Origin of the sequence: Microcoleus sp. FACHB-68, from assembly GCF_014695715.1 — a bacterium.
In the GTDB taxonomy this organism is placed as follows: Bacteria; Cyanobacteriota; Cyanobacteriia; order Cyanobacteriales; family Oscillatoriaceae; genus FACHB-68.
The window spans coordinates 812645-829549 of sequence record NZ_JACJOT010000008.1 but is presented as its reverse complement, the minus strand read 5'-3'; the positions used below and the strand labels follow the sequence as shown (position 1 = coordinate 829549).

The 16905-nt window shown below is 47.0% G+C and carries 13 protein-coding genes; 5 read left to right on the top strand and 8 right to left on the bottom strand.

The features are described 5' to 3' along the window. Positions 1–187 precede the first annotated feature (187 nt). A complete protein-coding gene (locus H6F73_RS12440; RefSeq protein WP_190759050.1) occupies positions 188–3355 on the bottom strand; it encodes a tetratricopeptide repeat protein in 3168 nt (1055 codons plus the stop codon). A 289-nt stretch (positions 3356–3644) separates the two neighbouring features. Between H6F73_RS12440 and H6F73_RS12435 the strand changes: the two genes are divergently transcribed. Continuing rightward, positions 3645–4205 (top strand): Uma2 family endonuclease, encoded by a 561-nt coding sequence (locus H6F73_RS12435; RefSeq protein ID WP_190759049.1) that lies wholly within the window; start codon positions 3645–3647, stop codon positions 4203–4205. 18 nt (positions 4206–4223) lie between these two features. Here the strand turns inward: H6F73_RS12435 and H6F73_RS12430 are convergent, their stop codons facing one another. Further along, positions 4224–5195, bottom strand: a complete 972-nt coding sequence (locus H6F73_RS12430; protein WP_190759048.1) for a phosphoribulokinase — start codon at positions 5193–5195, stop codon at positions 4224–4226. 95 nt (positions 5196–5290) lie between these two features. Further along, positions 5291–6943, bottom strand: a complete 1653-nt coding sequence (locus tag H6F73_RS12425; RefSeq protein WP_190759047.1) for a DUF697 domain-containing protein — start codon at positions 6941–6943, stop codon at positions 5291–5293. 271 nt (positions 6944–7214) lie between these two features. On the opposite strand from H6F73_RS12425, the gene H6F73_RS12420 reads away from it, so the two are divergent. Continuing rightward, the gene (locus H6F73_RS12420) at positions 7215–7751 is read left to right on the top strand and encodes a DUF937 domain-containing protein (protein ID WP_190759046.1); all 537 of its coding nucleotides are present in this window, start codon (positions 7215–7217) and stop codon (positions 7749–7751) included. Positions 7752–7860: 109 nt separating this feature from the next. On the opposite strand, the gene H6F73_RS12415 is transcribed toward H6F73_RS12420, so the two are convergent. After that, a complete protein-coding gene (locus tag H6F73_RS12415) occupies positions 7861–10134 on the bottom strand; it encodes a transglycosylase domain-containing protein (protein WP_190759045.1) in 2274 nt (757 codons plus the stop codon). Positions 10135–10985: 851 nt separating this feature from the next. On the opposite strand from H6F73_RS12415, the gene H6F73_RS12410 reads away from it, so the two are divergent. After that, positions 10986–11666 (top strand): Coq4 family protein, encoded by a 681-nt coding sequence (locus H6F73_RS12410; protein WP_242072428.1) that lies wholly within the window; start codon positions 10986–10988, stop codon positions 11664–11666. 127 nt (positions 11667–11793) lie between these two features. On the opposite strand, the gene lspA is transcribed toward H6F73_RS12410, so the two are convergent. The 3 genes from lspA to bioB form a co-directional block, all read right to left on the bottom strand. Further along, positions 11794–12264, bottom strand: a complete 471-nt coding sequence (lspA, locus tag H6F73_RS12405; protein ID WP_190759044.1) for a signal peptidase II — start codon at positions 12262–12264, stop codon at positions 11794–11796. An 85-nt stretch (positions 12265–12349) separates the two neighbouring features. Next, a complete protein-coding gene (locus tag H6F73_RS12400) occupies positions 12350–12919 on the bottom strand; it encodes a biotin transporter BioY (RefSeq protein ID WP_190759631.1) in 570 nt (189 codons plus the stop codon). Between the two features lie 60 nt (positions 12920–12979). Further along, positions 12980–14050, bottom strand: a complete 1071-nt coding sequence (gene bioB / locus H6F73_RS12395) for a biotin synthase BioB (protein ID WP_347239549.1) — start codon at positions 14048–14050, stop codon at positions 12980–12982. 855 nt (positions 14051–14905) lie between these two features. Here bioB and pstB point away from each other — a divergent pair. Together pstB and H6F73_RS12385 are read left to right on the top strand one after the other, a co-directional pair. Then, complete coding sequence (gene pstB, locus H6F73_RS12390) at positions 14906–15712, top strand: phosphate ABC transporter ATP-binding protein PstB (protein ID WP_190759042.1); 807 nt, start codon at positions 14906–14908, stop codon at positions 15710–15712. Positions 15713–15864: 152 nt separating this feature from the next. Further along, a complete protein-coding gene (locus tag H6F73_RS12385) occupies positions 15865–16335 on the top strand; it encodes a helix-turn-helix domain-containing protein (protein WP_190759041.1) in 471 nt (156 codons plus the stop codon). A gap of 249 nt (positions 16336–16584) precedes the next feature. Here the strand turns inward: H6F73_RS12385 and H6F73_RS12380 are convergent, their stop codons facing one another. Further along, positions 16585–16755 carry an NblA/ycf18 family protein gene (locus tag H6F73_RS12380; RefSeq protein ID WP_190759040.1) on the bottom strand — a complete coding sequence of 57 codons (171 nt, stop codon included), beginning with the start codon at positions 16753–16755 and terminating at the stop codon, positions 16585–16587. Positions 16756–16905: the final 150 nt, after the last annotated feature.

The window sequence follows — 16905 nt, the reverse complement described above, 5'->3', positions numbered from 1 at the left end:
AAAGAGTTAACTCAGCAGACTGTTTTGCGAGACACAATACAGAAGAGTGCGCTCCTCAGAAGCAACTGCTTTTTAAGGAAAGCCGACTCTATATAATAGAAATTATTGAAAAAATGATTCTTTATTTTAACATAATTTTGGTATAAATTGATAGAATTGGGTTGTTAATTGAGATATTTATAAGTCTTCAATTCGCCTCACCAATCAGCGTAAATGCCGCCCATTGTTTAGGATTAGGATATTCTTTCATTGTAGTAAGCATGGCTTGACGTAGAGCAACAGCTTTGTCAGGATTTTGTTGCAGATAGCGATAAAATTCATTCATTAAAAAGGCGGTTGAATTATCATTAACTGCCCACAGCGATACCAGGACGCTAGGGACTCCCGCAGCAATTAGAGAGCGAGATAAACCAACCACACCATCGCCTTTAATGTCACCGCGTCCGGTGTCGCAGGCGCTGAGGACAACTAAATCTGCTTGTAGTTTCATATCAAAAATTTCGCCGGCAGTGAGTAAACCATCGATCGCATCATCAGGTTTGCCGGCAGCAGCAAGCGCGATGGCTCCCGGTATACCAAATCCTTTAAAATCATCAAGTAAGCCGTGAGTAGCTAGATGAATGATGCGTGCTTGTTGCATTTTCTCCATCACCATTGTTTTGGTGGCTTTGCTACCGATCAGTGCTTCGGTGTTGAAGAGTTTGGCAATTTGAATCGCTTCCCTTTCCGCACCAGGGAGAGGGGTTAAGTTTGCCACTAATTCTCCAATTTTAATTTTGGGCATGGTAGGATTGCCCACAACTAGCACATCCTTGACTGACCTTTGACCATTGTGCTTCTGCCTGTGGGTTAAGTCTAAAACTTGAATAGCCGGCGCGGTGAGGATGGTATGTTTTTCAATTAAGTATTTGCCTTGCTCGTCTTGCAGTGCGGGGAAGGGGACGAGAAACAACGATTCTTGCGGGATAAAGATGACTCGCTCATCAGGGTTTTTTGGGAGCAAGCCGGCAATGGGTGCGATCAGGAGTTGGTGGAGTTGCTGTAATTTCTCGGTTGAGTTTTGGGGTTGGGGATTTGTGGAAGTTACTTCAAAGATACTGCGACTTCTCACACCGATATCATCACGGCTGGTGGTAACGAGGTCTTGTAAAGATGTGTTCAATAATTTTTTCAGGTCTACTTGCTTATAGGCAATTTCACCTGTGGGTTTGATGACCCAAATGTAGAGCTTTGATTGTTGCCATTCTTCTTTTCCTTGAATTTGGTAAGGTTCATCAATAATCGAATATTGAACAAGGGTAGCGTTTTGCTGGGAAGCAATTTGCTGAATTTCTGGAAGGGTTGGGGGTTTGATATTGGGTTGATTGTTGGGATTTTGTGAGAGCTTGGAGTCTAATAACTCAACCAAAGCCCGACCGCGACTGCGTTCAGCAATTAAGAGTGCTTCAACAAATTTATTTTGTGCTACCAAAGCTTGTTGCAGAAAGCGGTAGGTACTAGCTTGCTGTTCAAAAATGGAGATTTTTTGATCATCTTTTAATTCTCGCGGTCGGAGAGATTCCAAAACCTCAATCGCTGCCAATAAGGTGGTTTCAGCTTGGGAATATTTACCTTGAGTATTGTGAACAAATCCAATATTGTTGAGCGTCGTACCTTCTACTGCTTTGTCACCAATTTCTTTGCCAATGGCTAAGGCTTGTTGATAAGACTCCAAGGCTTTGGGGTACTGTCCTAGGCGGTCATAAACTAACCCAATATTGTTGAGCATCGTACCCTCCCCTGCCTTGTCACCAATTGCTTTGCGAATAGCTAAAGATTGTTGATAATACTCCAAGGCTTTGGGGTACTGTCCTAGGTTGCGGTGAACTGCCCCAATATTGTTGAGCGCCGTACCTTCTCCTGCCTTGTTACCAACTTCTTGGTGAATCGCTAAGGCTTGTTGAGAAGACTCCAAGGCTTTGGGGTACTGTCCTAGGTTGCGGTAAACTTCCCCAATATTGTTGAGCGCTGCACCTTCTCCTGCCTTGTCACCCATTTCTTTGGCAATGGCTAAGGATTGTTGATAAGACTCCAAGGCTTTGGGGTACTGTCCTAGGTTGCTGTAAACTGACCCAATATTGTTGAGCGTCGTCCCTTCTCCTGCCTTGTTACCAATTTCTTGGTGAATGGCTAAGGCTTGTTGATAATACTCCAAAGCTTTAGGGTACTGTCCTAGGCTGTTGTAAACTGACCCAATATTGTTGAGCGTCCTACCTTCCCCTGCCTTGTCACCAATTTCTTTGGCAATGACTAAAGCTTGTTGATAATAATCCAAAGCTTTAGGGTACTGTCCTAGGTTGTTGTGAACTAACCCAATATTGTTGAGCGTTGTACCTTCTCCTGCCTTGTTACCAATTTCTTGGTGAATAGCTAAAGCTTGTTGATAAGACTCCAAGGCTTTGGGGTACTGTCCTAGGCTCAGGTGAACTGACCCAATATTGTTAAGCGTCGTCCCTTCTCCTGCTTTGTTACCAATTTCTTTAACAATCGCTAAGGCTTGTTGATAATATTCCAAGGCTTTGGGGTACTGTCCTAGGCTGTTGTAAACTGCGCCAATATTGTGGAGCGTCCTACCTTCCATCGCCTTATTACCAATTTCTTGGTGAATGGCTAAAGCTTGTTGATAATACTCCAACGCTTTGGGGTACTGTCCCAAGCCCTCGTAAACTAACCCAATATTGTTGAGCGTCGTACCTTCCATCGCCTTGTTACCAATTTCTTTGGCAATGGCTAAGGCTTGTTGATAATACTCCAACGCTTGCGGGTACTGTCCTAGGTTGCGGTGAACTTCCCCAATATTGTTGAGCGTCGTACCTTCACCTGCCTTGTCACCAATTTCTTGGTCGATGGCTAAGGATGGTTGATAATACTCCAACGCTTTGGGGTACTGTCCTAGGTTGTGGTGAACTAACCCAATATTGTTGAGCGTCGTACCTTCTCCTGCCTTGTCACCAATTTCTTTGGCAATGGCTAAAGCTTGTTGATAAGACTCCAAGGCTTTGGGGTACTGTCCTAGGTTGCGGTGAACTGCCCCAATATTGTTGAGAGTGGTTCCCTCACCTTGGCGATCCCCAATTTCTCTGACAATCACTAAAACACTTTGAAACGTCTCTAAAGCTTCTCGAAACTGACCTTGATTGAACTGCTGCATACCTACTTGGTACAGACGCAACGCCTCGTCTCGGCGTTGTTCTTTGGTCTGCGCTTGCGCCCAAGCAGCACTTCCCCAAGTATTCCTCACCACTGGTAACGGACAACTCAAATAGATGAGCAAGGTTGCACTAATAACGCTAAGGCGATGTAGATGAGGATGCATAGTCTTAATCAATCGGTTAGTGAACTGTTTACATATATCTCCCATGTTGGGGAGGTTATGTAAAAATCTATTCAACTTTTTCAGGAACAGTCATTGGTGTGATCGCGCCAAAGCACGGTGCTATGAGATTTTTGTGCTCCTCTCTCCTCTCTTCTGGGAGAACGCAATATCTTTGGCTTTCTATGAACCCTATTGAACCGGCTTGGGTATGATTAACGCGTTGTATTGTCATTGGCCTGTTAAAGCATAATGAGAGTGAGCCGGCTTGTATGAAACGAGGGAGGTTGAGGTGCCTGTGCAATTACTGCGGCGGCAATTCACAGTTGAAGAGTATCACCGCATGGCTGAGGCAGGTATTCTGACAGAAGATGAGCGGGTAGAACTGATAGAAGGCATGATTGTTCAGATGTTGCCTATAAGCCCGCGTCATGCAGCGTGTGTGAAGCGATTCATTAGACTTTTCTCTCAACGGTTGGGCAACAATAGTATTGTTTCGGTTCAAGATCCTGTTGAATTAAATGATCGATCTGAACCGCAACCCGACATCGCATTACTGCAACCGCGATCTGATTTTTATGAAGCCGGCCATCCTCAGCCAAAAGATATTTTCTTAATCGTAGAAGTTGCAGACACCACCGTAGAAGCAGACCGGCAAGTTAAAATTCCACTGTATGCCGGCAGTGGAATTTCTGAAGTTTGGTTAATCGATATTAATGAACAATCTATCGAAATTTACCGGCAACCAACAGCAGCCGGCTATCAAGATATTCAAAAGTGCTTGCGGGGACAAAGAATTGCCCCGCAAGCGTTTCCTGAAATTCAACTAGCCGTAGACGAAGTGTTGGGATAGCCGGCAAAGGTGTGAATGCTAAGAGAGAGCGCTTTGCGGTACTGTCTTCGTCGAGTCTAAGTGAACAGCCTTGAGCATATGATAAGCAATTAATAACTGTGTAATTGCTAAGGGGTAACTCTGCAGCGTTTCACCCGTAGTGCCGACGAGTTTGCCAATTTCTGGATTAATCTGCAACCCGCAGTAGGGTAACAAGTCTGGCATTTCGTGGCATAAAATGCGCTCTAACTTGTTCACCTGTTCAGCAGTTGCATGATTATCAATTTCTAAAACATCAACCGGCTTGCCCATATCCCGCTCTAACTCCAAGCGGATTGCCGATGTAGAATCCTCTGCGCTTTCATCAATAACTTTCAGAAGATCCGGGTGCGGAATCGTCGGTCTGAGAACCAAACGCACATTTAAATGTGACGCATCTTCTTCAGATCCTTCGCTTGGCGGATAAAAACTGACGACCACATCCGCCCATTGGCGCTGAGGACGAATAAAAGCCTCTGAATCCGGTTCACGTTTTTCGATTTCCGCAAGCACCTGTTCTGGCTTATAGCCTCGCTTCATCGTATCGCGCTTGACCTTCCACTTGGCGCGTAAGAATTCCGGCGGTGCTAGATACACTTTCACATCATAAGCCTCTCGCGCTCCAAGGGTTGAATAACCGAGCAACCCTTCAACAATCACAAATTTGCTGGGCTTGATGTATTCTGGCGGATCGAATTCCCCAGTTGTGTGGTTGTAAATCGGCTTGAGAATGGGTTGACCGTCTCGCAGCAAATGCAAGTGCTGCTGAATGATATCGAGGTAATTGCAATCCGGGTGCAGTGCCGTAATGCCGATTTCCGCACGCTGCTTGCGGTCGTAGCGGTGATAATCATCGGTACAGATCACCGTCACATTCTCAGAACCCAAGACTTGAGCAATCCCTTTGGTGAGCGTTGTTTTACCGGCAGCGCTGTCGCCAACGATGCCAAGGATAATGGGGCGCTGGCTCATAATTCCTCATTTAGTTAAAAATTCTTTTGGCATAATCTTACGAGGAAATGGCGGAGAGCGCTTAAAAATTAACAAATAAAAATAAAGAAACTGCCTTACCAATCATCCCGCCGTTGCGTTGGTTCGTCCCAATCAGACTCGTGTTGCGTTCGTTGATCCCTATCAGACTGCCGGCGATCCTGTTCTTCCTCTTCATATTCCAACTCTTCTTCTTCTTCCTCCTCTGGCTGAGGCGAAAGCACCTTCAAAGGTTCGACCACCTTAGCGATCGCATCCTTAATAAACGCCTTAACAAACTCATCCTTGCGATTTAACTGGAATTGCCGCTGCACCACCTCAGTAATCCCGCCATCGCCCCAATCTTGATCGTGGCGGAAATACTCAATAAAACTTTTGCCGGCAATTCGCGTTAGATAAGCCGCTGTCACCCCTTGAATTGCCTTGCCAACGATAAGTGTACCCACATTCATTTGCAGCGCTGTAGACACCAAATTCGTTGCGCCCTTAACAATTCCCAAACTCGCCAGAGTTTTAGCCAGAGACAGCGCCAATTCCCGGCCATTTTCCATATCAAGGTAAGAACCGTAAATTCTGCCGATTTCTACCACCATTTGGGCATTAACCGCCGCCGTTGCCAGCAAATCAACCACCGGCAGCGGCGTCACCGCAATCACACCGGCACCAATCCACTGAAAACGTTCCACAATTTTCTCAGCTTGCCGGCGGCGCTGCGCGTCAATTAGTCGTCGCGCTTCCTCTCCTAAGCGCTGGGATTGCAACAGAATATTATCTGCAACCAAATCTTCCCCCTCAGCGCGTAAAATCGCCGCCATGCGCCGAATTAAAGGCATAATATCGGGATCAGGTTCTAAAATTTGCCCATTTTCCAGTTCCACCGCATGAGGATTGGCGGCAATCGCCACGACATCCATTGCCGCCACAAACCCCCGCACTCGCTCTCGCAATCTCGCTAAAATGGCTTCTCGGTCTTGTTCTGGATAAAGATCCGTTTTATTGAGAACCACAATAGAACGTTTGCCAATCTCTGCCAAAGCCCGCAAGGGATTATATTCCGACTTTCGCAAGTCATTATCTACCACAAACAACAGCAAATCGGCTTCTGTCGCCAATTGTCGTGCCAATTCTTCCCGTTGCGTGCCGGCAATTCCCGCTTCCAAAATTCCCGGTGTATCGGTTATTAAAATCTCCCGTTCCAATCCTTTTAACTTCAGGCTGTAAGTTTCCCCCACCTCCGTTGTCCCCATCGGTGCAGAAACTCGCCCCACCATCCGCCCCATTAAAGCATTGACCAGGGAAGTTTTGCCGGCACTCCCCGTCCCAAACACCACCACCTGCAAATCCCCCCGCGATAAATAAGTTTCAATTTCGCGTGATCGGCTAATTAACGCTTGCTTAGCGACCTCATCTTGAATTTGATCAACCTGCTGGCGAACCGCTTTCAAGGTTTCCTCAGCCGCCTCAGATTTTTGCACCGGCACTTTCACCCTTGGCTTACGTTTGCCGGTTTTTCGCTTTTTAGCCGGCTGAAACAGGCGCAGATAATACACCAAGGCTGTAATTAAAACCACCAGCAGCACAATCAGCAGCAACAGCAGCAGATTTGCCAGAAACGGGGTTGAAAAAGCAACTTGGATGTATAGCCGGTAAAGGGAATTAATCAACCACAGCATTAATCCCAGGATGAAAGTGAGGCCGGCAATCAGTGGTAACAGGCGCGACAGAGGCATGGACAGCAGCAAATGGGTGGGTCAGATGCTTACGATCTTAGTCTCCTCTGATGATGTTGAGCCTTAAGCTAGATGGCAATTTCTGTAGCTGTTTTATCCTAAAAAAAGCATCAGCGAATGACTAACTGGTTAAATCGGCAAGCTATTTAAGCATCTCGGCGCACTCATTTCTACCGCACTACCAGTCCATTCCTAATCAAGCATTGCCTTACAACTAAGCGCTTGAGTGCCTTTAACTTCATTGTTTCTATCATCGTGGAGCCAAACTATCATGGGACTTTTTGACCAAATTATCAATGCCATCGACAATCCCAATCAACAAGCGAATCCCAACCAAATAGACAATATTTACGGGACAGTCCAACAGCTGGGCAACAACTACGGTGCCACCCCAGACGCAACCCAAATGGCCTTATCAATGGTTGGTAACTACGTGCGATCCGCCTTACAACAACAACGGAATACTGCCGGCCCTGGGCAAGCGCAGCAAATCGTCAATCAATATAGCGGGACAACACCCAACAACCAAGCCGTTCAGGCATTATTTCCCCCCCAAATGCAAGGGCATATTATTCAAGAAGTTGCCCAAAGAACCGGCTTAAACGCCCAAACCATTCAAATGATGCTGCCGGTGTTAATCCCAATTGTTCTTAACTTCCTCAAAACCGGCTCAAACGTCCAAAATCCGCAGCAGGGACAAAACCCAGTCCTGAACAACTTTTTAGATGCCGATCGGGATGGAGATGTGGATATCGCAGACGCTATTCAGTTAGCCGGACGCCATTTCACTCAAGGTAATCGCTTTTAATCGCGGCTAAGCAATCCCAGTCTGCCGGCACGGATTTCAAACCCTGCCGGCATATCAATCTAAATTTTAGTTGCCTTTTTTACAAAAGTGTGATTTAAGCCAGATTAAACTAACGCGCCACCCGGTTCATATAATCGCCCCATAGCTGTGCTGCTTGAGCGCTACTACCGGCAGTCGGAGTATTATCATCATTGCCCAACCAAACACCTGTAACCAGTTGCTGGCTGGGAACGTAACCCACAAACCACAGATCCACATTATCGTTGGTGGTGCCGGTTTTCCCTGCCTCCTCTCCCAGTCCAATCGAGGCGCTGCGTCCTGTACCCCCTGGTGCGACAACCCCTTGCATCAGAACTGTCATCGTGTCTGCGACTTCCGGCGAAATCGCTTGAACGCCCCCATCCCCCCGCGACTCACATTGTGAGTCTGCCGAGTAAGAATAAATGCACCGGCAGGTTGCTGGGTTTTTGGGATCGGTGCAATCGCTGCTATCGAGAATGCGCTTAATCGTGTGGGGCCGGTGTCGAACTCCACCATTGGCCAGCACACCAAATGCGCCGGTCAGTTCCAGCACCGTCACTTCACTTTGACCCAGCACCAACGACGGCACCGGATCGAGTTTAGATTTGATTCCCATGCGTCGGGCCATCTGTATCACCCCATCCAAACCCACATCCTGCGCGACTCGCAAAGCCACCGCATTAGCCGAACGCGCAAGGGCGGTGTACATATCTAAACTGCCGCCACCGCAGCCGTCAAAAGCTTGGCCGGCCCAATCGACCGGCGCACAGGAATAGGCTGTTCCTGGTGGAATTCCCGCCTCCAGCGCAGCGGTGTAAGCAAAGATTTTGAACGTCGATCCAGGCTGCCGCAGACCTTGAGTTGCACGATTAAACTGACTTTCTCTGTAGTCTACGCCGCCGGTGAGGGCAACAACTTGCCCGTTCCTAGAATCCAGCGTCACCATTGCCCCTTGAGAAAAGTTATAGGCCGCGCCGGCAGTGTTCACCGTATTGCGTAAAGACGCCTCCGCCTGTCGTTGCATCGTCACATCAAGGCCGGTTTCTACAATAAAATTACCTTCTCGCGCCAGCTGATCTCCTAGCAATTCCTCAAGTTCATTGAAGACATGACTGTAAAAATAGGGAGCAATCGTACTTTCTAAAACTTCCTTTGCTCTGGGGTTAATTTCAATCCGAGATCGCCGCGCCCGATCAGCCTCCTCTTGGCTGATCATGCCAAGGGCACGCATCCGGTAGAGAACGCCATCGCGATATTTTACAGCCAGCTCGTAATTTTGAACCGGGTTGAAACTATTGGGAGCCGGTAAAATTCCCACCAGCGTCGCCGCCTCTGAAAGCGTTAAATCTTTTGAGGACTTGCCGAAGTAGAACTGCGCCGCATCTTCAAACCCATACAAGTCAATCCCTAAAAACACCCGGTTCAGATAAGTCAGCAGCAAAGCATCCTTGCTGTAAAACGTCTCCAATTTCAGGGCGACGACAGCCTCCCGTAGCTTCCGACCTCCCGAATCTTCGGTTCCCACATAGTCTCGAAACAAACTTCTGGCCAACTGCTGAGTCAGGGTACTGGCCCCCTCACGGATGCCACCCCCACGCACATTAGCCACCACAGCCCGCAAAATGCCCAGCGGATCGACCCCGACGTGCCAATAATACCGGCTGTCCTCTGAAGCAACGATGGCCATTGGCAAGTAACGAGAAAAGTCTGATAGCCGGCGCTGTTCTCGGTGAGCGTTATTAAAAGGAGGGCGTAGCGGCGTTTGGTCATCACGCGCATAAACCACCACCGGCCCTTGTACAGAGGTTGGCAAAGGCCGTACTCGGAATTTTTGCCACTCAGCACCCACCCACAACACCGTCAATGCAGTCAGCCCACCGGCACCGTAAAGGCTGTAGCGGAATGCATTGACGTACCAGGGCGGCGGATCGATATATTTAATCTGCACCGCATCAGCCAGTTCAGGCGGCCCTAGGGTAAAGACATCGCCATGACGCAAAGGCATTTCGCTAATCCTGCGCTTGCCCCGATAGATGCCGTTGGTAGAACCCTCGTCTCTAATCACGAAAGCGGCATTGGGCTTGCTGCTATCGCGAGATAAGGATAGATGTGTCTGGCTGACGACTGGGTTACGGACGACAATATCGCTAGATTTGGAACTGCGCCCTAGAAGGTAGCGTTCCCCCAACAGCGGATACTTCTCAGCCGCCGCCGCACCGGCATCCTGAACCCAGAGTTCAGCGACTCTGGCATTGGGTTTAAGCGCCAGTTGGCCAAAATTAACTTTAGCAACGGTTTGCACCGCTTGAGTCAAGACGCTGAGGATAGTTTTAGGCTGTTGGGGAGGCTGAGGAGGAGTCATTGGCAATTTACACAGGTGGGTCTGGAATTGGGTGGCGAGGCGGGGGGAAAGCGGGCGTAAGAGCGTTAATATCTGTTTTGCAGGTACTACACTGCGGGATTGGGCCTTTCCCGAAGCGCTTTTCAATATGCCGGCTTCTTCAACCGATTTTAATACTCTCAGCCGGCGAAGGCAGGAATTCTCACTTTTCACGGTAGACTGCCAATCGCCTTTTCGCCTACACCTATGATAAAAATCTTTCGGCAGTGCGGAAACAGTAATCATTTAAGCCGGCAGAGGTACTGTTTGATACTTCAAATAGTGCAGCAGTAAACGCAGTGAACACTTCAGCAGTCCAAACGACTTGGAGTAGCACAGCGTTTTGCGAGGTTAAGGACTCAGATAATGCCTCAGCCTTGTGTTTTCTCTTTCTACACGAGTCCGATAGGTCTTGCTGAGCCGGTGATCTCCTTGTTCAATCAACATCGAGTCTACCGACCAACCGTCTGTTAGATAAAAAAAGTATTGCTAGCATTGGACAATGGCCCACAAGGACTTAAAGGTTTCGCTACTGCGGTTCCCAATTGTTCAGGCCAATGTTTTGGCCTGTTTGTGGTTAACAGATGACCGTTCTTGGATGCCTCAGTTGGGTTACACTTTGGACTCTTCATTTACAAGCAGAGGAGAGCCGCATTAATTGTTCCATTTTGGCTCAAACAGCATAATCCTTTCCGCAATACTCCGATTTATTTCAGGCTTTTACCTAGCCAAAAGTACAGGAATTTTCCCCATCTCCTGGGTAGAGTCATTTCCCTTTTCAGCCATTAAAATTAACACTGTTTACAGATTCAACAGTAATCATCTAAGTTAGTATGAATATTCTAGACACTTCTAACCCATCAATCAAAACAATGGATACAGCTCAGCAGTCAGCAATCTTTGACAGTTTTTTAGATCTTGTGAAAGCGCCCTATGGAGATTTTTCAGGGGTTGCAAAACTTTCTCAACAGCTAAATGATAATTCCACTCTACAGGAACTTGTGAATTTCCTGCGCCAAACACCTCAAGGTGAAAGAGCTTTTAAAGAACGTCCCCTTCTAGGTCACCTTGATCTTTCTCAACTTCATCAGTTACCTAAAAATACGTTAGGCTATCTTTATTCTGATCATATGCTGAAGAATAATTTAAAGCCTATTCCGGTTAATAAAATAGAAGGTAGTGACTCATCTTATTTAAATATTCATATTGCCGAAACCCATGACATTTGGCATATCGTAACAGGTTGTGGTATAGATAAACCGGGTGAGGTAAAAGTAGAAGCATTTTATGTAGCGCAGTTATTATATCGTGATCGTTTATTTCTCTCACTTCTCTCTAAAAATCTCCTCAAAACTGCAATTGAAGAGATCGAGCTTTGTGAAGTGATTATGGATGCCTTGACAGAAGGATGGATAATGGGGAAAAAAGCGAAGCCACTTTTTGGAATTGAGTGGAATAGCTTATGGGAAAAGCCCTTAGAAGATATTCGGATGTCTTTAGATATTCCCGTCTAGCCTTGGTATATCACATCTAACTCGACACCCAAGAACACCTTAGATTCCATTCCCAAAAAATTATTTAGCACAACTTTCGCACCAGCAAAGCCAATCTTTCTTTTCCTCTCCTCTTCTCCACTTCTGTTTAGCCTTTAGATGCTGCCGGCGCTTGCTTAAAGGTGGCAATCAGCAAGCAGGCAATGCCCAGGTTAATACAAATATCTGCCACATTAAATACTGGAAAGTGAATGAGCCGGAAGTCCAAAAAATCGACGACTTCACCGGCAATAAATCGATCAATGCCGTTGCCTAGCGCTCCTCCTAAAATTAATCCATACCCGGCTTGTTCCCAGCGGTTAAGATTGGGGCCAAACACGGCTAATAAAATTAAAATAAGACTCACGGCTAAAGATAGCCAGCGCAACCACCCACCCCCTTGACTGAACAGACTAAACGCTGCACCGGGATTCGTGACATAGGTGAAGTGAAAAACATTGGGCCACAGGGGCCAAGTTTCTCTCAGGTTAAAATTTTGCACGATCCAAGCTTTCGTCAGCCGGTCGAGAACCAAACTAATTGCAGCAGCAATCCAAAACAGACGATTTTTAAATCTCATGGTAACGGAAGCTATTAGCGTTTTGTCATGTGTCCGATTATTCTTTGTCTTGGGCTGCTGACAGGCGAGGGATGAGTGAAACCGGCTAATAAAACATCAGTTGCCGCAAGATAAAGGAGAGAACTGTCACAGCACAGACGACTGCCATCTGACCGGGCAAGGGCTCAACGGAAAACTTCATCGCTGCCGGTAGCAGCAGATCTTGATTGAACGAGTAAGTCAGCGCTAAATAGCTCAAACCTGTAATATGAACGGTCAGCAAGCCACAAATACAGCTAAAAGCCAGAAACTCTAAACGCGGGGATACTTGAAGCGCCAGCCAACCACATACCCACGCACCTGGAATAAACCCTAGTAAATAACCAAACGTTGGCTCTTTAAGATAATCTAATCCGCCGCCTTTGGTAAACACCGGCAGCCACATCAAGCCCAGTACCAAGTAGGCAATTTGAGAAAGCGCACCGGCATTTTTGCCACCCAGACAGCCAACTAAAAGCACGGCCCCTATTTGATAGGTGACACCGAGGGATTGAGCGTGAATGGCAGCAGGATTCCAAGGCCATGAAGGGCTGGCGATTGAGGCTTCCAGAAAGGTGCCCCCAATCGTCAGCAGTAAGCCTATCAAAGCCCACAGTAATTCCAGCGGAGTTGCCACGGCGGTTTGGGATTTTGGATCTTGGATTTTGGATTTTGGATTTTGCACCAATCTCAAATCTCAAATCTCCAATTTAGCGGATTGTTGCGGGGCGGGAATCGGTGCTTCACCACCTTGAAGTCCAAGCGCTTCGAGCATAGCACGGTCTTGATCGGGAGGTTGACCCATTGTGGTGAGGTAGTTTCCCACTAACATGGCGTTAATTCCAGCTTTTAAACCCAAGGCTTGGAGTTCGCCCATCACGGCTTCCCGTCCGCCGGCATAGCGAATAATCTGTTCGGGGAGGATCAACCGAAAGATCGCGATGATTTTCAAAGCTTCATAAGGATCGAGTTTGGGGCGACCGGCTAAAGGGGTGCCAGGACGGGCATCCAGCAGGTTTAGCGGGACTGATTCCACTTCTAATTCCCGCAGCGCCACTGCCAGATCCACGCGATCTTCCCAACTTTCACCCATACCCATAATGCCGCCGGTGCAGGCTTGGATGCCGGCAGCTTTCACATTCTTCACCGTCTCGACGCGATCTCGCCAGGTATGCGTCGTCACGATATCCCCAAAAAAGTTCTCAGAGGTTTCTAAATTGTGGTTGTAGCGCGTCACCCCCGCCTCTGAAAGCGCTTGTGCCTGTTCTGGTGTCACTTCCCCAAGGGCGCAGCAAGGTTTGATATTCGTTTCGGCAATAATCTGCCGCACTGTGTCCAAAATTTCCTCAAATTCAGCGGATTTCGGGCTGTTATATTTAATCCCCCGTCCCTGAGAGATCAAGCAAAACCGGCGAGCACCGGCAGCTTCAGCCGCCTTTGCCTGCGCTAAAATCTCCTCGGTAGATTTCAGCCCGTAAATCGGGGAATTTTTGCCCGGATGGTGAGCTGATTGAGAGCAATAGCCGCAGTTTTCCGAACAATTACCAGATTTGATATTGATAATGCTGCACAGATCCACCGTGTTGCCGCAACAAGCTTGGCGCACTCGGTCTGCGGCTTCGCACAGCAGTAATATATTGTCCTGTCCTTCGATTTGGGTGAGTTCGAGCGCTTCCTCTCGGCCAATGCGTTCGCCGGCTATGATTCGCTGTGCGAGGTTGTCTAACCACTCTCGCAATTGCTCGTTGCTGCCGGCGAGTGGCACGATCCCACCAGAGAAATCAGCGTTCGACGGATTGGATGAAGTTGAAACTGATGCTTGAACCACTTTTGGCCCTTTAATTGCGTAACTGAATTGTTGGCATTTTATCACTTGCTCTGGGCTACTCAGTTACTGGCTCCGATCTTGATTTATTTGGCGCTTGCCAGTATTATCTCGAACATACTCTGGCTTGCCCTTAATTTAGCCTTAACGTCTTTGCGCTGCGCCGGTCGTTATGATATAGGTGTCCGTAGTATTACAGGGCTGCATTCATGCCCCTACTGACCGTCTGCTTTCAAGTCAGTGCTTGTGAAGCGTGGCGTCATTCTCTATTGAGTTTGAAAAAATACCTCGATTGCCTAATGAACTTCCAGCCATTGCCCTGCTCGCTGAGCATTTGGAGCTAGAACACGCTTTCTAACATTCAAGTATTAGGTGCGAATAATTCTGTAACGAGCAATCGACGGCCAGCACTCGGTATATCAACGATGAATTCCGCAAAATTACGGGGATCTGTTTAGCAAAAGTTAACTATATGCAGACTGAATTAAGAATATTATTCAGAGGCAATGGGTAATGTAATCAAAGATACAATTAAGCTTCAGTGGGTCGGCTTAACCGCTCCAACAAATCTGGGTTCAAGAGAACATCACTGAGACTTGCATCACAAGAATTTGTCAACGGCAACAATGGATGGGAGTCATTGAATGTTTGCAGCTTCATGAAAAAGAATTTTTTCAATAACTCCCTGAGACTTCAGGCACCCGCTGTTTAACGTCTCGTTTCTTCTCCTGTCATTCTCTACCCTTTCTATCTCACTCAGATAGCAAGGTCACTTTAATGTAATTTTGCACATTTTTTATGGTTTCTAATTCTCACAATTCCAAGCAAACTGAAACGGTTCTAGACACAGAAAATCTGTGTGTTTATTACGGTAACTTCCTGGCACTCCGGAATGTTTCCTTGAGTATTCCCAAAAACAAAATTACAGCTTTTATTGGCCCCTCAGGATGTGGCAAAAGTACCTTGCTGCGGTGCTATAACCGGCTCAATGACCTCATCAAGGTATTTCGGGCTGAAGGAAAGGTTTCCTATTACGGTCAAAATCTCTACGCACCGAATATCGATCCGGTAGAGTTGCGCCGGCAGATTGGGATGGTGTTTCAAAAGCCAAACCCTTTCCCCAAATCAATTTATGACAATGTGGCATTTGGCCCCCGAATTAATGGCTATAAGGGGGATATGGATGAATTGGTAGAACGATCTCTCAAGCAAGCCGCCATTTGGGATGAGGTCAAAGATAAACTCCGCCAAAGTGGTTTAGCGCTATCTGGAGGTCAACAACAGCGGCTGTGTATTGCTAGGGCATTAGCCGTTCAGCCTGATGTTATTCTGATGGATGAACCCTGTTCAGCGCTTGACCCAATTTCAACGCTGCGAATTGAAGAGGTTCTTCATGAACTCAAGCAGCAGTATACGCTTGTCATCGTCACTCACAATATGCAGCAGGCATCACGGGTGTCGGATATGACGGCCTTTTTTAATGTTGAGCCGACAGAAAAGGGTGGGCGGATCGGTTACTTAGTCGAGTACGACGAAACGCAGATTATCTTCCACAACCCCGCTAAAGAATCGACACAAGAATATGTCAGCGGTCGTTTTGGATAAATATGCAAGGGGGCATGGGGAATCGGGAGTCAAGAATTAAGAATTGCGAATTTTTATTCTTTTTTCCTTCTTGACTCTTTCTCCCCTTGCTCTCCCTAGAGCCTGCATTGCGGTAATATGAGGAGCGAATTCTACTCACCTAGTCGTCTTGCATGGCTCAAACTCGGATTAAGCTAACTCCGCATTTAAGCTATAAAGAACTTACTGGGCGATACCGTTCTTGCAAAAATGCAAAGGAACGGTCTCGCTGGCAGACAATTTGGTTACTGAGCCGGCCAGATAACCCACTCAGTGCTGAAGAAGTCGCCTCAGTTGTCGGATTTTCAGCAGATTGGGTGCGAAAGTTAGCTCATCGATACAATAACTATGGAACACAGGGATTGATAGATTTTCACTGCTACAATCCGGGCGGCAAAAAAGCGATTCTCACCCCAGAACAACAAGCCAAACTATCACAAGCACTTTTGTCAGCGCCTCCCGATGGGGGGTTATGGAGTGGCCCGAAGGTTTCTCGGTGGATCGCCCTTGAAACAGGACTGAAAACCACTGCAGTAACAGGTTGGAACTATCTCATAAAACTGGGTTTCAAGTCTCAACGTCTCTCTAGAAACCAAGCCGAGTAATTCTACCTTATGCAAAAGTAGATTTGCTCGCCGATCAACAGCAATAAACTATCTGCGTCGTTCTAGAAACGCTGCGATCCCAATGATATTTGCGAAAAGTCTGTTGTAAATTTCAGATTTTATATTCTAAAATTTCACTGGCACGGTTGAGCAATTATTTAGTTACAGCTTCACCCCGTCGCATAGAAAAAAGCAGCCTGATGCACCCATTTAAATTTAGTTTCGTAGATTCACCCTAAATTTATCGGATCAGGAAGCTTTTTTGAGCAAATGCTTGAATAAGTTATCTTTCACCATATTTTGCCGCAACACCTCCAATAAGTATTCCTGGGCCTGCTCTTGAGATAAAGTTTGGACTTGTTCGCGCAAAACTTGCAGCTTAAACTCTTGCTCTAAACTCAGACCTGTGGGGACATTCATGGCTCACTCCTGTTAGTTGGTAATCCTGGGCAGAGGTAAAAGAGGTTTTGTGGAACCTGTTGTATCCGTAAAATGTAAATTAACGTGAGTATTCCTTGACAAAGTATTCACTCTGTACGGTAGAAGACTTGTCGTGGAAACAAAAGTTGA